Origin of the sequence: Pseudoroseicyclus tamaricis (assembly GCF_012070395.1) — a bacterium.
Lineage (GTDB): Bacteria > Pseudomonadota > Alphaproteobacteria > Rhodobacterales > Rhodobacteraceae > Pseudoroseicyclus_A > Pseudoroseicyclus_A tamaricis.
The window spans coordinates 551,251-572,346 of the sequence record NZ_JAAFYS010000002.1 but is presented as its reverse complement, the minus strand read 5'-3'; the positions used below and the strand labels follow the sequence as shown (position 1 = coordinate 572,346).

Sequence of the window (21,096 nt, the reverse complement as noted above, 5' to 3'; positions counted from 1 at the left end):
CGGGCCGGCGCTCGCGCGGCGCCTGCGGCTTGATTCCGCGCGGGGGGACCCAGCGGCGGCGTTGGCGCGGGGGCAGGGGCAACGCCGCACAGGTGCCCTCTTTAGGAGACCGGCGGCTCGGCCATAGGGCGGATCTGGGACCCGCCAGCCCGGGGGAAGGTGGGTTGAAAACCCACCCTACGAGCGTCACGCTTCGCCGTATCCTCCCGGCGTTGGCGTCGTCATGATCACCGCATCGCCCGGCGCCAGCCGCGTCTGCGCGCAGTTCGCCAGCTCCTCGACGGCCCCATCCGCGCGGCGCACCTCCGTCTTCCCGACCTGCCCGGCAGAGCCCCCGCCGATCCCCTCCGGCGGGCGGTGGCGGTGCGACGTCAGCACCGCGAGGTCCATCTCCTCGAGGAACCGCAGCACCCGCCGTGTTCCATCCCCGCCGCGGAACGCCCCCCCTCCACCGGAGCCCTCGCGCAGCGAGAACTCCTCCAGCAGCACCGGGTAGCGCGATTCCAGCACCTCCGGGTCCGTCAGCCGCGAGTTGGTCATGTGGGTATGCACCCCGGCGGTTCCGGCAAAGCCCGTCCCGTCGTTCAGCCGCCCGGCGGGGGAGCCGGAGCAGATGGTCTCGTAATACTGGTAGGTCTCATTGCCGAAGGTCGTGTTGTTCATCGTCCCCTGCGCATTCGCCAGCGCCCCCAGCGCCTGGAAGAGCGCGTTGGTCACGTGCTGCGAGGTCTCGACGTTCCCCGCCACCACCGCGCGCGGATAGGCGGGGCGGAGCATCGACCCCTCCGGGATCACGATTTCGATGGGCCGCAGGCAGCCGGCATTCATCGGGATCGGCGCCTCGACCATGACGCGGAAGGCGTAGAGCACCGCCGCGCGGGCGACCGGCTCCGGCGCGTTGAAGTTATTTTCCCGCGCGTCGGACGTGCCGGTGAAATCGACCGTCGCCCGCCGCGCCTCGCGGTCGACCGTGATGGTCACGCGGATGACCTGGCCGCTGTCGGTCTCGTATTCCGCCGAACAATCATCGAGCTTCGCGATCAGCCGGGCGACCTCTTCGGCGGCATTGTCCTGCACATGGCCCATGTAGGCCTGCACGACCGCCAGCCCGAACTCCTCGGTAATCCGCCGCAGCTCGGCCGCGCCGCGCTCGTTGGCGGCGAGCTGGGCCTTGAGATCGGCGATGTTCTGGGCCGGGTTGCGGCAGGGATAGGGGTGGTCGGTCAGGAGGGTCTGCAGCGCCTCCTCCCGGAATTCGCCGGCGGCAACCATCTGGAAGTTGTCGATGAGCACGCCTTCCTCATCCACATTCGTGGCGAGCGGCGTCATCGAGCCGGGGGCGGTGCCGCCGACATCGGCATGGTGGCCGCGGGAGGCGACCCAGAAGAGCAGCTCCGTCCCGGCATCGTCGAAGACCGGCGAGACGACGGTGATGTCGGGCAGGTGGGTGCCACCGTTATAGGGCGCGTTGAGGGCCCAGGCGTCGCCCGGGCGCACCACATCGTTCTGGCGGATGATCGCCTCCACGGAGCGGTCCATGCTCCCGAGGTGCACCGGCATGTGCGGGGCGTTGGCGACCAGCGCGCCGGTCTTGTCGAAGACGGCGCAGGAGAAATCGAGCCGTTCCTTGATGTTGACCGACTGTGCGGTCATCTGCAGCGCCAGCCCCATCTGTTCGGCGATGTTCATGAAGAGGTTGTTGAACACCTCCAGCAGGATCGGGTCGGCCTCGGCCGCGCCATGTACCTCCTCGCGGGAGGCTGCCTGCACCCGGCGCATCAGGATCTCGTCGCCCTTCGTCAGCTCCGCCTGCCAGCCCGGCTCGACGAGGATCGTCTGGTTGGGCTCGATGATCAGCGCCGGGCCGTTCAGCCGGGCGCCGGTGGTCAGCTCCTCGCGGGTCCACACGCCCGCCTCGTGCCAGCCGCCGGCGTAGAGCCGGGCGTGGCGGGGGGCCTCGGGCTCGTGCGGCTCGAAGGGCTCTTCGCGGGCGGGGGCGGCGTCCTCGGGCACTTCCCAGCCTTCCACCTCCACCGCTTCCACGATCAGAGGCCGGGCGGGGGTGATGAAGCCGAACTGGGCCTTGTGGGCGGCCTCGAACGCCTCCTTGGCGGCGGCGATCTCGCCCGCCCAGGTCACCGGCAGCGCCGTGTCGGTGCCCTCGTAGCGCAGGTGCAGCCGGGTGGCGCGGGTCTGAGGCGCGTCGGTCTGGGCGGTGATCTCGCCCTCGACGGCCTCGGCCAGCTCGGCCTCCAGCGCGGTCAGCGCGCCCAGCTCCGCCTCGGCCAGCGGCTTCAGCAGCCCTTGCTGGCGGGTGGCGGAGATGCCGGAGAGGCCGATGCCGTAGGCGGAGAGCAGGCCCGAGAGCGGGTGCACCAGCACCGCCTCCATCCCCAGCGCATCGGCCACGGCGCAGGCGTGTTGCCCGCCGGCGCCGCCGAAGGAATTGAGCAGGTAGCGCGTGACGTCATAGCCGCGCTGGACGGAGATCTTCTTGATCGCGTTGGCCATGTTGGCGACGGCGATGCGCAGGAACCCCTCGGCGACCTCCTCGGGGGCCTTGCCCTCGGACTTGGCGATCTCGGCGAAGGCGGCCTCAACCGTCTCGGCATCGAGCGGCTGGTCCTGCCCGGGGCCGAAGATGGCGGGGAAGAGCTCGGGGCGGAGCCGCCCGAGCATGAGGTTTGCATCGGTGACCGTCAGCGGCCCGCCGCGGCGGTAGCAGGCGGGGCCGGGGTCGGCGCCCGCTGAGTCCGGCCCGACGCGGAAGCGCCCGGGCTCGGCATGCAGGATCGAGCCGCCGCCCGCCGCGACCGTGTGGATGCGCATCATCGGGGCGCGGATGCGCACGCCGGCGACCTCGGTGTCGAAGGCGCGCTCGTACTCGCCCGCCGAATGGGCGACGTCGGTCGAGGTGCCGCCCATGTCGAAACCGATGACCCTGTCGAAGCCCGCGGCCTTGGCGGAGAGCGCCATGCCCACCACGCCGCCGGCGGGGCCGGAAAGGATGGCATCTTTGCCGCGGAAGCGGTCGGCGGCCGTCAAGCCCCCGGAAGACATCATGAACTCGAGCCGCGGCCCGTCGTCCCCCTGCGTCCCGAGCGCTTTCGCCACGCGGGCGACGTAAGCCGAGAGGATCGGCGACAGGTAGGCATCCGCCACCGTCGTATCGCCCCGGCCGACGAACTTGATGAGCGGCGAGACCTCGTGGCTGACGGAGATCTGGGTGAAGCCGGCCTCCCGCGCCATCTCGGCGAGGGCAATCTCATGGTCCGGGTTCTGCCAGCCATGCATGAGCGCGATGGCGACCGAGGTGATGCCGGCGGCGCGCGCCTCGTCCATCGCGGCGCGGGCGGAGGCGGGGTCGAGCTCTTCGATCACGGTGCCGTCGGCCATGAGGCGCTCGTCCACCTCCGCCACGCGGTCGTAGAGCATCTCCGGCAGGCGGATCTCCTTGGCGAAGATCTCCGGCCGCGCCTGGTAGCCGAGGCGGAGGGCATCGCGGAAGCCCTTCGTCACCAGCAGCAGGACACGGGCGCCCTTGCGCTCCAGCAGGGCGTTGGTGGCGACGGTGGTGCCCATGCGGATGCGGCCGACGCTGCCGGGCGGCAGGGGCTCGCCGGAGGAGAGGCCGAGGAGGCGGCGGATGCCCTCGACGGCGGCGTCCTCATAGGCCTCGGGGTTCTCGGAGAGGAGCTTGAGCGGGTGGAGCTGGCCGTCCGGCGCGCGGCCGATCACGTCCGTGAAGGTGCCGCCCCTGTCCACCCAGAAATCCCACGCCATGCCGAACTCCCCTGCTTGCGGGAGCAAGGGGTGGGGGAGGGGCGGGGGAAGGTCAAGAGTTTGCACCGCGCCGTGCGAGTTGTCTCTGGTGGTCCCAAGGCAGGGTGGCACAGGGGATGCACCGGGCGTGCACGGGGCGTGCACAGGTGGAGGGCTGCGGCTCGGGACGGTCGGGGGAGGTGTCGGAGCGCAGAGAGAGCGATGTCCCCGCCCGGCGCGCGCCGAAGGCGCAGGGGGAGCGCCGGCGTACCGGCGGGCTGGCGCTGTGGCTGGCTTTGTGCTTCGCGGTGAGCGGGGAGGGACGTGGCGGGAATAAATCGAGCAGCGGCGATGTCGCGGCGCCACCCGACGGGCCGGCGCTCGCCCTTCGCCTGTGAGGGGGCTCCTTTGGTGAAGGGGGCGGTGGGTTGTAAAACCACCCTACGATGGTCCGCGGGGAGGTGGGTTGGAGACCCACCCTACGGTCAGGTGGCGGCCCGGGGCGGCGGGGTGAACCCCGCCCTATGGGTGAGCCGGGGGCGGTGGGTTGGAAACCCACCCTACGGTTGGCGGGCAGGCTGGCGGTGGGTTGGAAACGCAACCTACGGTTGGCGGGGTAGCGGGGTGAAACGCCGCCCTACGGAAGAGCCGGTGGGCGAGGCGCTGGGGCCTCGCTGGTGGTGATGCGGCGGCCGACCCCGGAGGGCGCCGCCGCCGCAGACGCTTTTCAGTGGGCCCAGAAGCTGCCGGTGATCGGGGTGGCGGCGCCGCCTGTCGTGAGGTTGCCCGCGAGGTCTCCGGCGGCGATGTGATCCTGGCCGTAGGTGTAGAACTCGCCGTAGAGCGTGGCGTCGATGCCGTAGACCGTGTCGTCCAGCGAAAGGTCGCCCGTCATGCCCGTGTCGAAATAGCCGCGCCGCGCGTCGAGGCTGATGTCGGTGGGGGCGATGTCGAGGCGGCCGGCCAGCTGGCCACCGTCCTCGGTGTAGAACTGCCCGGCCACACCGGAGAGCTCAGAGGCTTCCAGATCCGCAACGAGCGCGAGGTTGCCGATGAGCGCGAGGCCGTCGCCGTCGCCGATCGTCATGGCGCCGTCGTAGCGGGCGGTGCCGCTGTCGGGAAGGGTGGTCGTCGGATCGGCGAGCGACACGCGGCGGTCGAGCTCGGCCGCCTCCTGCTTCAGCGACATCAGGCTCGGGCGGGGGCCGAGGTCGATGCTGCTCTCGACGGGTGTCACAGGCGCAGGCGGTGTGTCGGGCGCGGCCGGCGGCAGCGGATCGCTGGAGGAGGAGGAGCAGGCGCCGAGCAGGGCGAGAGCGGCGGGGACAAGGGCAAGTCGGGCGGTGAGGATAGGCACTTGGGTCTGAACCTTTTGGGGCAGCGCCGTCTCGGGGCGCTGCTAAATGCTGCCCGGGCGGCCGGGCGCGACCGGGTGGTCGCCCGGCAGATGTGCCCCGGCTAAGGCTCTGGTGTCAAAAGGCATTTTCGCGGCGCAAAGCGAGACAATCGCCACGCCGCCGCCGCGATCTCGCCCGTCGCGGCCCTGCTCCTGCCGGAATCCTGCAGGCGGGGCGGCAACCGCCGTCAGGCGACCATCATCTCCTTGGTCGCCGTCAGCGTGATGTCGGGATAGTCGCGCTCGACGCGGTCGATGTCCCATTGCAGGCGGGTGAGGTAGACGAGGTCGCCGTCATTGTCGCGCGCCATGTGCTGCTTGTTGGCCTCCGCGAAGCGCTCCACCTTGTCCTTGGGGCCGGAGACCCAGCGGGCGGAGATGAACTGCGAGCTCTCGAAGCGCACGGGCAACCCGTATTCATCCTCGATCCGCCGGCCGAGCACCTCGAACTGCAGCTGCCCGACGACGCCGACGATGAAGCCCGAGCCGATCTGCGGCTTGAAGACCTTCGCGGCGCCTTCCTCGGCGAATTGCATGAGCGCCTTTTCCAGGTGCTTGGCCTTCATCGGATCGCCCGCGCGCACGTTCTGCAGCAGCTCGGGCGCGAAGGAGGGGATGCCGGTGACGCGCAAAGCCTCTCCCTCGGTCAGGGTGTCGCCGATGCGCAGCTGCCCGTGGTTGGGGATGCCGATGATGTCGCCGGCCCAGGCCTCTTCGGCCAGCTCGCGGTCGGCGGCGAGGAAGAGGACGGGGTTGGAGACGGCCATGGGCTTCTTGGAGCGCACGTGGAGCAGCTTCATCCCCCGCTCGAAATGGCCCGAGGCGAGGCGGACGAAGGCGACGCGGTCGCGGTGCTTGGGGTCCATGTTGGCCTGCACCTTGAAGACGAAGCCGGCGACCTTGCTCTCCTCCGGCGCGATCTGGCGCGGCGTGGCGGGGGTCGGCTGCGGCTCCGGCCCGTAATTGCCGATGCCGTCCATCAGCTCCTTGACGCCGAAGGAGTTGATGGCGCTGCCGAACCAGATGGGGGTCATGGTGCCCTGCAGGACGGCCGTGATGTCGAGCGGCGGCAGCAGCTCGCGCGCCATCTCGACCTCCTCGCGGAGCTTCTCAAGGAGGTGCGCGGGGACGTGCTTCTCGATCTCCGGGTCGTCCAGCCCGTTGATCTCGATGGAGGCGGCGCGGCGATTGCGGTCCGCCCGGTCCATCAGCTCCAGCCGGTCGCGAAGGAGATCGTAGCAGCCGATGAAATCGCGCCCGACGCCGATGGGCCAGCTCGCGGGGGTCACGTCGATGGCCAGGTTCTCCTGGATCTCGTCGACGATCTCGAAGGTGTCGCGGCTCTCGCGGTCCATCTTGTTGCAGAAGGTCAGGATCGGCAGGTCGCGCAGGCGGCAGACCTCGAAGAGCTTGCGCGTCTGGGATTCGACGCCCTTGGCGCCGTCGATGACCATGACCGCGGCGTCCACCGCGGTGAGCGTGCGGTAGGTATCCTCCGAGAAGTCGGAGTGGCCGGGCGTGTCGACGAGGTTGTAGCGGAAGTCGCGGTAATCGAACGACATGGCCGAGGCGGAGACGGAGATGCCGCGCTCCTTCTCCATCGACATGAAGTCCGACCGGGTGCGCCGCGCCTCGCCCTTGGCGCGCACCTGCCCGGCCATCTGGATGGCCCCGCCGAAGAGCAGGAACTTCTCGGTCAGTGTCGTCTTGCCGGCGTCCGGGTGCGAGATGATCGCGAAGGTCCGGCGGCGGGCGATTTCGGGCGGCAGGGCAGGGCGGTTAGACATGGGCGAGGCTCTAGCCGGTCGCGCGGGGGAGGGCAATTGCGCTGGAATGGCGCGGGCGGGGTCGCGCCCGGCGCGGCGCCGGCAGAATTTTCGTCGCACCGATGCGGGGTTTCCCTATTCTACCCGCACGAATGCGATTCTATTTTCAGGGAGTGACCATGAAACAAATTGTACCGATCCTGGCCGGCCTCGCCGCCTGCTCGCTCGCCGCCTGCAGCAGCGGGTCGTCGGACCCGACCCTATTTGACGATATCGAGGCGGGGATCTCGGCCGCCCCGGGCACCAATGCCTATTACATCGAGCTCGAGGACGTTCTCGAGGACGCCATTGACGAGTTTCCCTACCAGGATCCGACGACACTGCCCGCCTCCGGGTCGGCCGATTACTCCGGCTTTATGGAGCTGACGGTGGAGGACACCGTGGATGTCCGGGGCGATCTGTCGATGCAGGTGGGATTTGCCGACAATTCCATTTCCGGCGATGTCAGCTCGATGGTCGGTCAGTCGGGGGATGAAGTCTTCGATATCGAGGGGACCCTCGCCATCACGAATGGTGTCATCGATCGGGACGTCGACCTCCTGGAAGAATACCCTTACAGCGCCGACCTGGACGGCACGCTTTCCGGCAGAGACGAGACCTATGTCGTGGAGGCGGCCATGTACGGCGATTTCTTCGACGACCACAAATACGTCGGCGGCGTGGTCTACGGCACGTTCTCGGATGACGAATTCGCCTACGAGATCACGGAAGGCGACTTCATCGGCGCGCTGGATTAAGGCGGGCGCAAAAGGGACTTAAAACAGGGGAGCCGCGGCCATCGCGCCGCGGCTCTTCAGTGAGCGGGTGAGCATCGGCGGAAAAGCCCCCCGCACACATCCTCCACACGTCATTGTCATTGAATAACGCGTCCCGTGGCGCAATCGTGACCGCATCCGAATCTCCGGGCATCCGCCCAACAACGAGCAGTGGCCAAGAATGGCCAGGGAGAGTGATGATGACGCGCATGACAGGACTGGGCGCGCTGGCGGCATTGGCCGCGCTGGCCGCCTGCAGCTCGGACTCCGGGGGCGGCGATCCGCCACCGCCGAGCTACACCGCCTACGAGGCTCAGGCCGTGGCCCTGATGGACGACTGGCGCGAGACGCCGGCGACCGATCCGGGAAGCCTGCCCTACGCGGGCGGCGGCACCTACGAGGGGGTGCTCTACGGAGACATCTCCTCCGGTGACAGCTACCTGACGACGCTGGCGGGCGATCTGACGCTGGATGTGGATTTCTCCACCAATACCAATGCGGTGACCGGCGAAGTGACCGATATCGTCGACAGCGCCGGTTACGGCCTCGGCGGCGAGCTGGCCATCTCCGGCACCTTCATCGACCGGACGGCCGAGACGGGGCAGAACGAGTCCTTCGGCGGCACGCTGACCGGCACGCTGACGAGCGAGGATCTCGGCGATACCTCCGTGGCCGGCACGATCAACGGCGATTTCCTCGGCGACGATCTCGGCGCCGTGTCGGGAGATGTGGCGGCGACGCTGTCGCAATCCTCCGGCTTCTACACGCTCGACGGCAATTTCATCGCCCAGGGCACCGAGTGATCTTTTGACGAGAAGGCCGGCCATGTTGGCCGGCCGGGAGGCGAAAGGGATTTAACGATGAACAGATTTCTGATTGGCGGGGCCGCGGCCCTCTTCATGCTCGCAGGCTGCAGCGGGCAGATAAGCGTCGCCACGCAATATGCCGAAGATCTCGAAGATGCCGAGGCCATGCGCGATCTGGTGGAGAACACCGGCGAGACGCCCCCCTCGGCCATGCCCACCTCCGGCTCGGCCACCTATACCGGCTGGACGGCGCTCAACATCGATACCGCGCCGGAAGAGAGCTACCTGCTCGGCGAGACGGCGCTGACGGCCAATTTCGCCGACAGCACCATCTCCGGCAGCGCGTCGAACTTCCTCGGGCGCGATTCCGAGGGCGGCTACGACGATTACGACGGGCAGATCCTCTATACCGAGGGCAGCATCCTCGGCTCCGGCGTGGTGTTCGATGCCGACGGCACGCTGACGGGCAATGACGACACGCTGGTCATCGACGGCACCGTCACCGGCGTCTTCCAGGGCAATCCGGTGATCGGCATCGATGCCGTCGCCGGCACCGCCAATGGCGGGCCGCTCACGGTCATGGTGGATGGCGACCCGACGAGCGGCGAGCTGCGCGTCGTCGTGACGGACTAGGCGAGGGGCGCGGGCCGGCGGCCCGCGCTAGCCCACCGCGGCGCGGCGCAGAAGCTCCACCGCGTCGGGGCTGGAGAGAAGGCTCTCCGCCACATCGTAGCTCAGATGCGCCCGCGCCCCGTGCCCGGGCGCGCCCTGCATCAGCCCCTCGCGCACCTCGTCGGGCAAAGCCTCGCGGGTGCGCGGATCGACCAGCAGCGATTCCGCGGCGATGCCTTCGGCAAAGATGATCTGGTGCTGCTCGAAGAGCAGCTGGAAGTAATCGACGAAGCCGCCCTCCACCCGCACAACGGTCTCTCCGTTGACGAGGTGGCGGGCCTTCACCAGCAGCTCGGAGCGGCCGGCGCCGATGGCATCCTGCCGCTGCCAGACGAAGACGCGGTTGTCGGGCGCCAGCACGAGATCGTTCTCGTTGTTCAGCGCCCCCTTGCGGATCAGCACCGGCGCGAAATCCCCCTGCGCGCGCAGCGTGCGCTGGCCCATCCAGAGGAGCGGCCGGGCGCCATCGTCGCGCGTCAGCAGCCGGTCGCCGGGGCGCAGCGTCTCGATGGGGCGCTGCTCGCCGGTGGCCATCGTCATCCGCGTGCCGCGCGCGAAGGCGACGCAGGCCACCTCGGCGAAGCGGCGGGTGGCGGCGTGGCGGTCGATGCCGACGAGCCGGTACTCCGCCTCCGCCGCCAGCGGCGCGAGCGGGAGGAGGTAGATCGCCTCCGCCGCGCCATCCTCCACCTCCACGAGGATCAGCGCCTCCAGCGTGTCGCCGCCGGAGCCCATGAGCGTGAGGCAGCTGTCGAGATGCACGATCCGCCCCGCCTCGCCCACGGCGCTGCCGGGCAGGACGCGGAAGGCGCTCTCCTGCCGCTCCAGCCGCAGCTCGGCGCGGGACGCGGCGCGGGCGAGCGCGTAGCTGTCGTCGATGATGAGTTCGTCGGCGAAGGAGACGGGCTCCCCCTCGGCGACGCCATGAATGACGGTGAAGTCGTCCGCCCGGTAGACGGGGAGCGTTTCCTGCATCGGGGTCCTCCGCGGCAGGTTCTAGGCAGGGGCAGCGGGACGGTCAACTTGCCGCGCCGGCCGACCCGTGCCACGAAGACGTGCCACGAAGGCGCAGCATCAAGGAAGGAGACCCACGATGGACCTCGGGATCAAGGGCAAACGGGCGCTGGTCTGCGCCTCGTCGAAGGGGCTGGGCCGGGGCTGCGCCGAGGCGCTGGCCGCCGCCGGCGTCGACCTCGTCATGAACGCCCGCGGCGCCGACGCGCTGGAGGAGACGGCCGAGGCGATCCGCAAGGCGCATGGCGTCGCCGTTGTGACGGTGGCCGCCGACGTGGCGACCGAGGCGGGGCGCGCCGAGCTCCTCGAGGTCGCCGGCGACGTCGACATCCTGGTGACCAATGCCGGTGGCCCGCCCCCCGGCTCCTGGGAGGACTGGGACCGTGAGGATTTCATCCGCGCGCTCGATGCCAACATGCTGGCGCCCATCGCGCTGATGAAGGCGCTCCTGCCGCAGATGACCGAGAAGGGCTGGGGGCGCGTCGTCAACATCACCTCGCAGTCGGTGAAGGCGCCCATCGCGGCGCTCGGCCTCTCCAACTCCGCCCGCGCCGGGCTGACGGGCTACGTCGCCGGCACCTCGCGGCAGGTGGCGCCCAAGGGCGTGACGATCAACAACATGCTCCCCGGCATTCACGCGACGGACCGGGCGGTGAGCCTCGATACCGGCGTCAGCCAGTCGCAGGGCATCTCGCTGGAGGAGGCCAAGCGCCAGCGCGAGGCGACCATCCCCGCCCGCCGCTACGGCACGCCGGAAGAGTTCGGCGCCATGTGCGCCTTCCTCTGTTCGGAGCATGCCGGGTTCATCGTCGGGCAGAACATCCTGCTCGACGGCGGCGCCATCAACGCCACGCTGTGAGGCTGATCTACGTCTCCCACCCCGAGGTCGTCATCGACCCCGGGGTGCCGGTGCCGGACTGGCAGCTGAGCGAGGTCGGCCGCGCGCGGACGCAGGCTCTGGCCGCCCGCGGCTGGCCCGGCGACGGCTGGCGCTTCGTCTCCAGCCCCGAGCGCAAAGCGCGGGAGACGGCCGGGCTGCTCGCCGCCGGCGGCCCGGTGGAGGTCGCGGAGACGAGCGGGGAGATCGACCGCTCCGCCACCGGCTACCTGCCGCACGCAGAGCACGAGGCGCATGCCGATGCGCTCTTCGGAGAGCCGGAGCGCTCCGCCGGCGGCTGGGAGCGGGCGGTGGATGCGCAAGGGAGGATGCTGGCGCTGGCAGAAAGGCTGGCGGGCGAGGGGCGGGATACGCTGCTCGTCGGCCATGGCGGCGTCGGCACGCTGCTCTGGTGCGCGCTCGCCGGCCGGCCCATCGCCCGCGCGGAGGATCAGCGGGGCGGCGGCCATGTCTGGGAGGCGGCATGGGAGGGCGGCGCATGGGCTGCCCGGCACCCGTGGCGCCCGTTCGAGGCGCTCGGCGAACACGCCTGAGCCTTGGCCTGAGCCTTGCCGGCCCCGGGGGCCGCTGCTATCCGGGGCCAACCATTATCGAAATACTCAGGAATGACGTGCCGACACCCACGCCACGGCTGGAGATCCGCCACCTGACGCGGGCGTTCGGCGGCCGGCGGGTGGTGGATGACGTCTCCCTCGCCATCCTGCCCGGGCAGGTCACCTGCCTCCTCGGCCCCTCCGGCTGCGGCAAGTCGACGACGCTGCGGATGGTCGCCGGGGTGGACAGGCAGGACGCCGGGGAGATCTTCGCCGACGGCGCTCTCCTCGCCGGGCCGGGGGCCATGGTGCCGCCGGAGGGGCGGGGCATCGGCCTGATGTTCCAGGATTTCGCGCTCTTTCCGCATCTCGACATCGCCGGCAACGTCGCCTTCGGCCTGCGCGGCATGGCCCGGGCCGAGGTGGCGGCTCGGGTCGGCGCGCTTCTGGAGCGGGTGGGCATGGCGGGCCGGGAGCGCAGCTATCCGCACGAGCTTTCCGGCGGCGAGCAGCAGCGCGTGGCGCTGGCCCGGGCGCTGGCGCCCAGCCCCCGCATCATGCTGATGGACGAGCCCTTCTCCGGCCTCGACAACCGCCTGCGCGACGGCATCCGCGACGAGACGCTGGAGCTCCTGAAGGCGGAGAACACCGCCGTCCTCCTCGTCACCCACGAGCCGGAGGAGGCGATGCGCATGGCCGACGAGATCGCGCTGATGCGGGCCGGGCGGATCGTGCAGGCGGGCTCGCCCTACAACATCTACAACGCCCCGGCGGACAGGGAGGCGGCGGCCTTTTTCTCCGACATCAACGTCATCCGGGGGCGTGTGCAGGGGGCGCTGACGGAGAATGCCTTCGGCCAGTTCCTCGCCCCCGGCGTGCCGGACGGGCAGGAGGTGGAGATCGTCATCCGCCCCCATCACCTGCGCATCGATTTCGACCGGCAGGGGCGCGGCCCCAACCCCACCGCCTCGGAGGGGACGCCGGCGCGCGCCATCGTCGAGCGGGCCCGCTATCTCGGAGCGGAGAGCCTCGTGGAGTTCCGCATGGAGTTCGACGGCTCGCTGCTCAAGGCCGCGGTGCCGGCGGTCTTCCTCCCCCGGCGCGGCACGCCGCTCTGGCTGATGATCCGCCGCGACCGCTGCTTCGTCTTCCCGGCGACCTGAGGGCGCGGGGGAGAGCGCCCCTTACCCCTGGTAGGGCTCCACCTTGTCGGCCGAGAGCGCATAGCCCACGTCGGCCAGCTGGGTGGAGACGGAGGCGCTGCCGAACATCCCCGTCACCACGATCGGCTCGAAGAGCCCGTCGGATTCGTAGGGGCGCTCGGTCGTCACGAGGATCAGCTGGTTCGCCGGCGGCGGCGGCACGTGGATGCAGGCGCCGACGTAAGGGACCAGCATGAAGGCGGTGACGCCGGTGCCGGAGTAATCGAGCGGGATCATGAAGCCAGCGATGCGCACCGTCTCGCCGTTCCAGTCATCCCGCACGCCGCTGGAGAGCGGCTGCTGCGCGGCGAGGCTGCTGGCCTCGTCATGCTCGATGACGCCGGAGAGGTCGGGCGCCACGGCGCCGCCGGGGGGCACGAGATCCTCCCAGCTCAGCTCGACCGGGGCGGCGAGGAGCGGGCGGGCGATGAGCGCCGCGGGCAGGGCGGCGAGGAGGGTGCGGCGGTTTACCATTGGTATTCTTCGATCTGTTGTGCGGTGAGGCGGTAGCCGATCTCGGCGATCTCCGTGGAGCGGGCCTCCATCTCCATGAGGCCCGTCACCCAGATCGCCGTCCACATGTCGTCGCTGCCCCAGGGCTCTTGCGTGGTCACGTAGACGAGCTGGTTCGGCGGCGGCGGCGGCACGTGGATGCAGGCGCCGACGTAGGGGACGAGGATGAACTCCGTCACCCCGCTGGAGTCCGACACCATCGGGATGATGTAGCCGGGCATGCGGATGAGCTTGCCGTCATAGGCCGTGTTCATCTTCAGGCCATTCTCGTCCCATTCCGGGCGCCAGATGTCGTTGACCTCGTCATAGACGCCTTGCCCCGCGATCTCTGGCCACGGCGTGCCGGGGGGCACCAGATCGTCCCACGTGATCTCCAGCGGATCGGCCGCGAGGGCCGCGCGGGGCATCAACGGCGCGGCAAGGGCGCCGGCACCGAGGGCAAGCAGCGTGCGTCGGCGGAGGGAGGCGGGCATGGCGGGTCTCCTTATGTTCGCACCATCATACCATCCGCGAGGGACAGCCTGTAGGCTCGCAGCGCTGGCAGAAGGCTCACGATGACGGCAACGGCGATGACGGCGGCGAGCGTCTGCAGCTCGCGCAGGCTCGGAGGATCGAGCGGCAGCCAGAGGCCGAAGGCGGCGTCGATCAGCGGCCGGCCGACGGCGAGCGCGGCATAGAGCAGCGCCATCCCGGCGAGCGCGCCGATGGCGGCCATCAGCGCCGCCTCCAGCACCAGCAGCCCGAGGATCGTGCGGGGCTTGGCCCCCATCGCCCGGAAGATCGCCATCTCCCGCCGCCGCTCGTTGAGGGAGGAGAAGATCATCGCCATCATCCCGATCAGCGCCGTGACGACGACCATGGCGGAGACACCGATCAGCGCCGTCTCCGCCACGCCGACGATGGCCCAGAGCTCCTGCAGGGCCACGCCGGGCAGCACGGCCAGCAGCGGCTCCTCCGGATACTCGTTGATCCAGCGTTGCAGGGCGAAGATCTGGAGCCGCGATTCCGTGCCCACCAGCGCGGCGGTGATGGCGGTGGGGGTCAGCTCCATCTGCCGGATCTCGTCCACCGGAGTCGACTGGCCGGGGATGCGCCCGCCCGACTGCCAGTCGACATGGATCGCCTCGATGGCCTCGAGGCTGACGATCACCGTCCGGTCCACCGGGGTGCCCGTCTTCTCCAGCACCCCGGCGACGCGAAAGGGCTGGTCGGCGTGCTCGGTGAAGGAGGCGAGGCCGTGAGAGACCACGATGGGATCGCCCACCGAATAGCCCAGCGTCTCCGCCACGTCGGCGCCGACGACGGCGTCGTAGAGGTCCTCCAGCCCGCGCCCGTCCTCGAAGGCGAGGTCCCGCCCGCCGCGAAACTTGTAGCGTTCGAAGAACTCCGCCGTCGTGCCCATGACGCGGAACTGGCGGTGGCTGTCCCCCAGCGAGATGGGCACGATCCAGTCCACCTCCGGCCGCGCCGCGATGTCCTGGTAGCTCTCCCAGGTGACGTTGTTGGTGGCGTTGCCGATGCGGAAGACGGAGTAGAGCAGCAGCTGGACGGAGCCGGAGCGGGCCCCGACGATGAGGTCGGTGTTGCTGATCGTATCGGCGAAGCTGGCGCGGGCGCCGGTGCGCACCTTCTCCACCCCGAGGAACAGGGCGACGGAGAGGGCGATGGACAGAACGGTCATTCCAACGGTCAGCGACCGCGCGAGGAGCGAGGCGAAGGCGAGGCGAAAGATCATGCGGCAGCGGCCCGCTCGGTTGTGACGATGTCTGCGAGCTCAACGACCCGGTCGAAGCGGCTGCCGATGCGGGGGTCATGGCTGACCATCAGCAGGGCCGATCCGGCGGCGCGGCACTGATCGAAGAGCAGGTCGAGGAAGGTGCCCTGCGTGGTGGCATCGAGCGCCGAGGTCGGCTCGTCCGCCACGATCAGCTCCGGCGCGCCGATCAGCGCCCGGGCCACGGCGACCCGCTGCTGCTGGCCGACGGAGAGGTGGCGCGCGGCGACGGCCGCCGTCCCCTCCGGCAGGCCCAGCGCGGCGAGCAGCGCCCGGGCGCGGGCCGGCGGATCGGTGACGCGGGCGCGCCGGGCGGAGGAAAAATGCAGCGGCAGCAGGACGTTGTCCTGCGCGCTCGCATAGGGCAGCAGGTTGAACTGCTGGAAGATGACGCCGATATGCTCGGCGCGGAAGGCATCCCGCGCCGCCGGCCGCAGCTTCGACAGCTCGGTCGCGGCAATGTCGATCCGCCCCTCCTTCGGGGCGAGGATGCCGCAGATCAGGCTGAGCAGCGTCGACTTGCCGGAGCCGCTTTCGCCGAGGAGCAGGACGCTCTCGCCCGCCGCGACGGAGAATTCCGGGCAGCGCAGGGTGAACCCGCCCCCACCGTCATACTGGTGAAGCAAACCCGCAAGGGTGAGGGCGGACCCGCTCATCGCTCAGTCGAGCGCGAGCTGGGGAGCGTCGCGCGTGATCTCGGCCGCGCTGGCCCCCGTCTCGGAAACGAGTTGCACCTCGATCTCAGCGGCATTCGGGAAGAGGTCGAAGAAGGGGAAGGACATCTCGGTCACGGTGCCGGCGCAGCTGACGGCATAGACGGCCTCGAACTCGCTGTGGCCGCCGGCGCGTTCGTGGTCCTCGTCATGGTCCTCGTGCTCGTCATGATCGTCGTGCTCGTCATGGTCCTCGTGCTCGTCGTGATCCTCGTCTTCGTCGTGATCCTCGTCGTGCTCATGCTCGTCGTGATCACCCTGGATCACCTCCACCTCGGCGGGCGAGGCGGTGCAATCGGCATCGGCGCCGAAGTCGAACAGCGCCAGCGGGTCGGCCAGCGTCTGCAGCGCGGAGGCCACGGCGGCGACGTCCCCGTCGCTCTCGGCCTCGTATTCGAAGCCCACGATATCGGCGCCCGGTGCGTGCAGCATGAGGGCAATGTCGCCGCCCTCGATGGCGATGTCGAGCGTGCTGACGCCATGCTCATGCGCGCCGAGCTCACGATGCTCGTCCTGCGCCAGGACCGGGGCGGCGACGAGGCCGGCCAGTCCGGCGGCGAGGGTCAGGGCGGTGTATCTCATGGCGAGCATGTCCTTTCTGGCGATCCGGCGGCTGACGGGTCCGGGGCGGGGCCCTGCGCCGGATATGTTATAGTGTTGCATATGACGCTATAACATAACGGCCATGTGACGGAAGGGGGAATTGTCCGGGGCCGGGGGTGGTGAGGCCTCCGCAGGCGGCGGGCCAGCGCCGGGCGCAGGGCGCGCTGGCACAGCAGGGCAGGGGCCCGCCCCCCCCGGGCGCGGTGCCGCAAGCGGCACAATGACGCGCGCCATTTCATCGACGAGAACTTCGCCGCCGCCGAGGCGCTGGCCGCCTGCGGCATGACGCAGGGCGATGTCGACCGCTTCGTCTGCCACCCCGGCGGCGCCAAGGTGGTGACGGCGATCGAGCGGGCGCTGCGCCTCGAACAGGGGGTCCTGACGGCGGAGCGCGAGGTGCTGCGCGACGTCGGCAACATGTCGGCTCCGACCGTGCTCTTCGTCCTCGACCGGGTGCTCGCCACGGGCCAGTCGGGATCACGGTGGAGGCGGCATGACGCTCGGCGCCGCGCTCTTCCTCGCCGTCCTCGTCGTCCAGCGCCTGTCGGAGCTGGTGCTGGCGCGCCGCAACACTGCGGCGCTGCTGGCAGGCGGCGCCGGGCCATTACCCGCTGATCGTGGCGTTGCACACGGCGTGGATCCTCTGCCTCGTGATCTTCGGCCACGACCAGCCGCTGCAGCCTGTCTGGCTGGCCGTCTTCGTGCTGCTTCAGGCCTTTCGCGTCTGGATCCTCGCCTCGCTCGGCCGCCGCTGGACGACGCGCATCATCGTGACGGACACCCCCCTCGTCGCCCGCGGCCCCTACCGCTGGCTGCGCCACCCCAACTACGTGCTCGTCGTCTGCGAGATCGCGGTGGCGCCGCTGGTGCTCGGGCTGTGGGAGGTCGCAGTGGTGTTCTCGATCCTGAACGCGCTGGTCCTGACTGTGCGCATCCGGGCGGAGGACATCGCGCTGCAGCCTGAGTGAGGAGGATTCAGGGGCCGGGGAGAAAGCGGCGGCGTGCCACAAAAATTCTACCCCCGGTTGGGCCATGGTCGTTTCCTGCCGGAGGTCGGGCAGCTTTCTGCCAGCTCCTTTTCCCCGGTACCGCTCCTTTCGTTCGCGTGAGCCGATTGTTCGGTCATCCTTCCCGCCATTCGCATCCGCGAACGACGAGGGAGGAAACCAATGTCGTATCTCACCGCTCTGCGCGGCACTGTTGTCGCGTCCGTTCTGGCCATTCCGGCCGCCGGTCACGCGCAGGAGTTCATCAACGTCCTGACCGGGGGGACGTCCGGCGTCTACTACCCCTTGGGCGTCGGCCTTTCCAACATCTACGCCGAGAACATCGACGGCGTGCGCACGCAGGTGCAATCGACCAAGGCCTCGGTCGAGAACATGAACCTGCTCCAGGACGGGCGGGGCGAGATCGCCTTCGCGCTCGGTGACACGGTCGCCGCCGCCTGGGAGGGCGATGCCGAGGCGGGCTTCGACGCGCCGCTCGACCAGCTGCGCGGGATCGCGGCCATCTACCCGAACTTCATCCAGATCGTCGCCTCCACCGAGAGCGGCGCCACGACGCTCGCCGATCTCGCCGGCATGGGCGTGTCGGTCGGCGCCCCGGCCTCGGGGACGGAGCTGAATGCGCGCGCCATCCTCGGCGCCGCCGGCATGTCCTACGACGATCTCGGCATGACCGAGTATCTGCCCTTCGCGGAATCGGTGGAGCTGATGAAGAACCGCCAGATCGACGCGACGCTGCAGTCGGCCGGCCTCGGCGTGGCCTCCATCCGCGACCTGTCCACCTCCGTCGATATCACCATGGTCTCGATCCCGGCCGAGATCGCCGCGACGCTGGGCGCGCCCTACCAGGCCGCGACGATCCCTGCCGGCACCTATGACGGGCAGGAGGAGGACGTGCCGACCATCGCCATCTCCAACTACCTCGTCACCCACGCGGGCGTCTCCGACGAGACGGCCTACGAGATGACGCGGCTCCTCTTCGAGAACCTCGAAGAACTCACCGCCTCCCACCAGGCGGCGGCGGAGATCATGCTCGATGCCGCGCTCGACGGGATGCCGATCCCGCTGCACCCGGGCGCGGAGCGCTACTACCGCGAACAGGGCATGATCGACTGATCGCCGACCCTCGACCACGTCAAAAGGGGCGCCCGGACGGGCGCCCTTTCCCCGAGCGACCGGGAGGTCCCCCCATGTCCGACACCGCGACTCCGCCCGTCCCGGCGGAAGCCCACGGCGTGAGCTTTCCCGCCGGCACCATCGGCCGCGTCCTCTTCTGGATCGCCGTCGTCTTCTCCATCTTCCAGATCGTCACCGCCGCGCATCTCGTCAGCCTGCCGAGCCAGGTCATCCGGGCGGTGCATGTCGGCTTCCTGACCGCGCTGACCTTCCCGCTGATCGCCTATGCCAAGGGCGCGGGGCCGGCGCTCAAGGCGCTCGCCTGGGCGCTCGCCGCCGCCTCCGTCGCCGTCGCCGCCTACCAGTGGGTGGAGTACCGCGACCTCATCATGCGGGCCGGGCGGCCCACCCCCGCCGACATCGCCATCGGCGTGACGCTGCTGATCACCGTCTTCGCCGCGGGCTACGCGATGATGGGGATCGCGCTGCCGATCATCTCGGGCCTCTTCCTCGCCTACTGCCTCTTCGGGGAGTACCTGCCATTCCCGCTGAACCACCGGGGCTATGACTTCGAGCAGGTGGTCGACCACATGGGCTTCGGGACGGAAGGGATCTACGGCATCCCGGTCTACGTCTCCTCGACCTACATCTTCCTCTTCATCCTCTTCGGCTCGTTCCTCGAACGGGCCGGGATGATCAGGCTCTTCACCGATGTCTCCATGGGCCTCTTCGGGCACCGGCAGGGCGGGGCGGCGAAGGTCTCCGTCATCTCCTCCGGCCTGATGGGCACGATCTCTGGCTCCGGCGTCGCCAACGTGGTGACGACGGGGCAGTTCACCATCCCGCTGATGAAGCGCTTCGGCTACCGGGCGGCCTTCGCGGGCGGCGTGGAATCCACCGCCTCCATGGGCGGCCAGCTCATGCCGCCGGTCATGGGCGCGGTCGCCTTCATCATGGCCGAGACGATCGACGTGCCCTACGTCGAGGTCGTCAAGGCCGCCATCGTGCCAGCCATCCTCTACTTCGCCTCCGCCTTCTGGATCGTGCATCTGGAGGCGGGCAAGTTCGCGCTGCGGGGGCTGCCCCGGTCGGAGCTGCCGTCGCCGCTGGCCGCCGTGAAGGCCGGCTGGATGCTGCTGGTGCCGCTGGTCATCCTCGTCGTGCTGCTCTTTGGCGGTTACACCCCGCTCTTCGCCGGCACCGTCGGCCTCGGCCTGACCGTCCTCCTCATCCTCGGCGGCACCGCCGTGCTCGGCCTGCCCGAAGGCACGATGCGGACGCTCTTCTGGATCGGCCTCGGCCTCGTCGCCGCCGCCTTCCTGCAATTCGGGGTCGACGTGCTGATCGCCGCCATCGCGGCGCTGGTCCTCTGGTGCGCCGTCACCCGCGGCGGGCGGCAGACGCTCGGCGACATCCGCGACAGCCTCGCCGAGGGCGCCCGCACGGCGCTGCCCGTAGGCGTCGCCTGCGCGCTGGTGGGTGTCATCATCGGGACGATGACGCTGACAGGGGCGGCGAACACCTTCGGGCAGTTTATCGTCTCCATCGGGCAGAACAACCTGTTCCTGTCGCTGGTGCTGACGATGATCACCTGCATCTTCCTCGGTATGGGGATCCCGACGATCCCCAATTACATCATCACCTCCTCCATCGCCGGTCCGGCGCTGCTCGACCTCGGCGTGCCGCTGATCGTCAGCCACATGTTCGTCTTCTACTTCGGCATCCTGGCCGACCTGACGCCGCCCGTGGCGCTGGCCTGCTTCGCCGCCGCGCCCATCGCCAAGGCGGGGGGGCTGCGCATCTCGATGGAGGCGATCAAGGTCGCGGCGGCGGGCTTCGTCATCCCCTTCATGGCCGTCTACACGCCGTTCCTGATGCTCCAGCCCGGCGGGCCGCTGGCGGAGGCCATCGGCTTCTGGCCGGCGGTGGTCTACGTGATCGCCAAGACGGTGATCTCCATCGCGCTCTGGGGCGTGGCGGTGATCGGCTGGCTGGGGCGGCCGCTGAACTGGGCCGTGCGCGGGCTGGCGATGGTCGCGGCCTTCACGCTGATCGCCTCGGTGCCGATGACCGACGAGATCGGCTTCGCCCTCGCCGCGCTGGCCGCCGGCGCGATCTGGTGGCTCAACCGGCGGGTCGTCGCATGACCTGCCTCGCGGTCGGGGCGGCGCTCCTTGCGCTGGCCGATCCGGTCATCACGCTGAGCTGGACCCATTCCGTCGAGCAGACGGAATGGGTGGAGACGTGGGAGGTGGGGCCAGAGCGCCTCACCCTCCTGCACTCCGCCCTCAAGGGCTCCGGCGCGGGGATGGAGCCGGGGCCGGAGGCGGAACTGGAGGACGGATGGTGGGTCTCGCCCGGGGGGCTGGAGGTGCCGGAGCTCCTCCTCGCCGCATCGGGGGCGACGGCCTCTCCATGGACACTCTGCGCCGACGGGACGTGCCGGGAGATCGGGGGAGCCGCGGGCCCGCCGCTCGCCCTCGCGCCGTGCTCTGGCCGCGAATGATCA

20 protein-coding genes are annotated in these 21,096 nt (G+C 69.8%); 11 read left to right on the top strand and 9 right to left on the bottom strand.

Translation table 11 applies throughout. The features are described from left to right. Nucleotides 1–186 precede the first annotated feature (186 nt). The 3 genes from GY170_RS09150 to GY170_RS09140 form a co-directional block, all read right to left on the bottom strand. Entirely contained in the window at nt 187–3,783 is a 3,597-nt protein-coding gene (locus GY170_RS09150) for a hydantoinase B/oxoprolinase family protein (RefSeq protein WP_163892477.1), read from the bottom strand. Between the two features lie 706 nt (nt 3,784–4,489). Continuing rightward, nucleotides 4,490–5,119, bottom strand: a complete 630-nt coding sequence (locus tag GY170_RS09145; RefSeq protein ID WP_163892474.1) for a hypothetical protein — start codon at nt 5,117–5,119, stop codon at nt 4,490–4,492. A 227-nt stretch (nt 5,120–5,346) separates the two neighbouring features. After that, nucleotides 5,347–6,945 (bottom strand): peptide chain release factor 3, encoded by a 1,599-nt coding sequence (locus GY170_RS09140; protein ID WP_163892471.1) that lies wholly within the window; start codon nt 6,943–6,945, stop codon nt 5,347–5,349. 158 nt (nt 6,946–7,103) lie between these two features. On the opposite strand from GY170_RS09140, the gene GY170_RS09135 reads away from it, so the two are divergent. From GY170_RS09135 to GY170_RS09125, 3 genes are all read left to right on the top strand, one after another. Continuing rightward, the gene (locus GY170_RS09135) at nt 7,104–7,721 is read left to right on the top strand and encodes a hypothetical protein (protein WP_163892468.1); all 618 of its coding nucleotides are present in this window, start codon (nt 7,104–7,106) and stop codon (nt 7,719–7,721) included. A gap of 218 nt (nt 7,722–7,939) precedes the next feature. After that, a complete protein-coding gene (locus GY170_RS09130) occupies nt 7,940–8,542 on the top strand; it encodes a hypothetical protein (protein ID WP_163892465.1) in 603 nt (200 codons plus the stop codon). Nucleotides 8,543–8,599: 57 nt separating this feature from the next. After that, nucleotides 8,600–9,178 (top strand): transferrin-binding protein-like solute binding protein, encoded by a 579-nt coding sequence (locus GY170_RS09125; protein WP_163892462.1) that lies wholly within the window; start codon nt 8,600–8,602, stop codon nt 9,176–9,178. A gap of 27 nt (nt 9,179–9,205) precedes the next feature. Here the strand turns inward: GY170_RS09125 and GY170_RS09120 are convergent, their stop codons facing one another. After that, the gene (locus tag GY170_RS09120) at nt 9,206–10,192 is read right to left on the bottom strand and encodes a Hint domain-containing protein (protein ID WP_163892459.1); all 987 of its coding nucleotides are present in this window, start codon (nt 10,190–10,192) and stop codon (nt 9,206–9,208) included. Nucleotides 10,193–10,310: 118 nt separating this feature from the next. On the opposite strand from GY170_RS09120, the gene GY170_RS09115 reads away from it, so the two are divergent. The 3 genes from GY170_RS09115 to GY170_RS09105 all read left to right on the top strand — a co-directional run bounded on the left by GY170_RS09115 (nt 10,311) and on the right by GY170_RS09105 (nt 12,825). Beyond that, entirely contained in the window at nt 10,311–11,090 is a 780-nt protein-coding gene (locus tag GY170_RS09115; protein ID WP_163892456.1) for an SDR family oxidoreductase, read from the top strand. Next, entirely contained in the window at nt 11,087–11,662 is a 576-nt protein-coding gene (locus tag GY170_RS09110; protein ID WP_163892452.1) for a histidine phosphatase family protein, read from the top strand. The genes GY170_RS09115 and GY170_RS09110 overlap by 4 nt, the downstream gene beginning before the upstream one ends. A 77-nt stretch (nt 11,663–11,739) precedes the next feature. Beyond that, the gene (locus GY170_RS09105; RefSeq protein ID WP_235937822.1) at nt 11,740–12,825 is read left to right on the top strand and encodes an ABC transporter ATP-binding protein; all 1,086 of its coding nucleotides are present in this window, start codon (nt 11,740–11,742) and stop codon (nt 12,823–12,825) included. Nucleotides 12,826–12,846: 21 nt separating this feature from the next. On the opposite strand, the gene GY170_RS09100 is transcribed toward GY170_RS09105, so the two are convergent. From GY170_RS09100 to zrgA, 5 genes are read right to left on the bottom strand one after another with little or no spacing between them, the layout of a single operon-like run. Beyond that, nucleotides 12,847–13,338: a DUF3299 domain-containing protein gene (locus GY170_RS09100; RefSeq protein ID WP_163892447.1), complete on the bottom strand. Its 492-nt coding sequence runs from the start codon at nt 13,336–13,338 to the stop codon at nt 12,847–12,849. Further along, nucleotides 13,332–13,850: a DUF3299 domain-containing protein gene (locus GY170_RS09095; protein ID WP_163892444.1), complete on the bottom strand. Its 519-nt coding sequence runs from the start codon at nt 13,848–13,850 to the stop codon at nt 13,332–13,334. Before GY170_RS09095 ends, GY170_RS09100 begins: the two co-directional genes overlap by 7 nt. Before the next feature lie 11 nt (nt 13,851–13,861). Then, nucleotides 13,862–15,112: an ABC transporter permease gene (locus GY170_RS09090; protein ID WP_163892441.1), complete on the bottom strand. Its 1,251-nt coding sequence runs from the start codon at nt 15,110–15,112 to the stop codon at nt 13,862–13,864. After that, entirely contained in the window at nt 15,109–15,807 is a 699-nt protein-coding gene (locus GY170_RS09085; protein ID WP_163892438.1) for an ABC transporter ATP-binding protein, read from the bottom strand. The genes GY170_RS09090 and GY170_RS09085 overlap by 4 nt, the downstream gene beginning before the upstream one ends. A 3-nt stretch (nt 15,808–15,810) precedes the next feature. Next, nucleotides 15,811–16,446 carry a zinc uptake protein ZrgA gene (gene zrgA / locus GY170_RS09080; RefSeq protein WP_163892435.1) on the bottom strand — a complete coding sequence of 212 codons (636 nt, stop codon included), beginning with the start codon at nt 16,444–16,446 and terminating at the stop codon, nt 15,811–15,813. A 258-nt stretch (nt 16,447–16,704) separates the two neighbouring features. Here zrgA and GY170_RS18480 point away from each other — a divergent pair, with 258 nt between their 5' ends. The 5 genes from GY170_RS18480 (at nt 16,705) to GY170_RS09055 (ending at nt 21,093) form a co-directional block, all read left to right on the top strand. Continuing rightward, entirely contained in the window at nt 16,705–17,082 is a 378-nt protein-coding gene (locus GY170_RS18480; RefSeq protein ID WP_328800687.1) for a 3-oxoacyl-[acyl-carrier-protein] synthase III C-terminal domain-containing protein, read from the top strand. A gap of 2 nt (nt 17,083–17,084) precedes the next feature. Next, entirely contained in the window at nt 17,085–17,435 is a 351-nt protein-coding gene (locus tag GY170_RS09070) for an isoprenylcysteine carboxylmethyltransferase family protein (RefSeq protein ID WP_235937821.1), read from the top strand. A gap of 201 nt (nt 17,436–17,636) precedes the next feature. After that, a complete protein-coding gene (locus tag GY170_RS09065) occupies nt 17,637–18,587 on the top strand; it encodes a TAXI family TRAP transporter solute-binding subunit (RefSeq protein ID WP_163892432.1) in 951 nt (316 codons plus the stop codon). Nucleotides 18,588–18,661: 74 nt separating this feature from the next. Next, on the top strand, nt 18,662–20,734 hold the full coding sequence (locus tag GY170_RS09060) for a TRAP transporter permease (protein ID WP_163892430.1): 2,073 nt from the start codon (nt 18,662–18,664) through the stop codon (nt 20,732–20,734). Continuing rightward, on the top strand, nt 20,731–21,093 hold the full coding sequence (locus GY170_RS09055) for a DUF1850 domain-containing protein (RefSeq protein WP_163892427.1): 363 nt from the start codon (nt 20,731–20,733) through the stop codon (nt 21,091–21,093). The genes GY170_RS09060 and GY170_RS09055 overlap by 4 nt, the downstream gene beginning before the upstream one ends. Nucleotides 21,094–21,096 lie beyond the last annotated feature (3 nt).

Coding starts and splice junctions, on each gene's coding strand:
- GY170_RS09130 (WP_163892465.1), top strand. CDS start 7,940: ATGACGCGCATGACAGGACTGGGCGCGCTGGCGGCATTGGCCGCGCTG.
- GY170_RS09090 (WP_163892441.1), bottom strand. CDS start 15,112: ATGATCTTTCGCCTCGCCTTCGCCTCGCTCCTCGCGCGGTCGCTGACC.
- GY170_RS09115 (WP_163892456.1), top strand. CDS start 10,311: ATGGACCTCGGGATCAAGGGCAAACGGGCGCTGGTCTGCGCCTCGTCG.
- GY170_RS09065 (WP_163892432.1), top strand. CDS start 17,637: ATGTCGTATCTCACCGCTCTGCGCGGCACTGTTGTCGCGTCCGTTCTG.
- GY170_RS09140 (WP_163892471.1), bottom strand. CDS start 6,945: ATGTCTAACCGCCCTGCCCTGCCGCCCGAAATCGCCCGCCGCCGGACC.
- zrgA (WP_163892435.1), bottom strand. CDS start 16,446: ATGAGATACACCGCCCTGACCCTCGCCGCCGGACTGGCCGGCCTCGTC.
- GY170_RS09135 (WP_163892468.1), top strand. CDS start 7,104: ATGAAACAAATTGTACCGATCCTGGCCGGCCTCGCCGCCTGCTCGCTC.
- GY170_RS09150 (WP_163892477.1), bottom strand. CDS start 3,783: ATGGCGTGGGATTTCTGGGTGGACAGGGGCGGCACCTTCACGGACGTG.
- GY170_RS09120 (WP_163892459.1), bottom strand. CDS start 10,192: ATGCAGGAAACGCTCCCCGTCTACCGGGCGGACGACTTCACCGTCATT.
- GY170_RS09060 (WP_163892430.1), top strand. CDS start 18,662: ATGTCCGACACCGCGACTCCGCCCGTCCCGGCGGAAGCCCACGGCGTG.
- GY170_RS09055 (WP_163892427.1), top strand. CDS start 20,731: ATGACCTGCCTCGCGGTCGGGGCGGCGCTCCTTGCGCTGGCCGATCCG.
- GY170_RS09095 (WP_163892444.1), bottom strand. CDS start 13,850: ATGCCCGCCTCCCTCCGCCGACGCACGCTGCTTGCCCTCGGTGCCGGC.
- GY170_RS09085 (WP_163892438.1), bottom strand. CDS start 15,807: ATGAGCGGGTCCGCCCTCACCCTTGCGGGTTTGCTTCACCAGTATGAC.
- GY170_RS09100 (WP_163892447.1), bottom strand. CDS start 13,338: ATGGTAAACCGCCGCACCCTCCTCGCCGCCCTGCCCGCGGCGCTCATC.
- GY170_RS09125 (WP_163892462.1), top strand. CDS start 8,600: ATGAACAGATTTCTGATTGGCGGGGCCGCGGCCCTCTTCATGCTCGCA.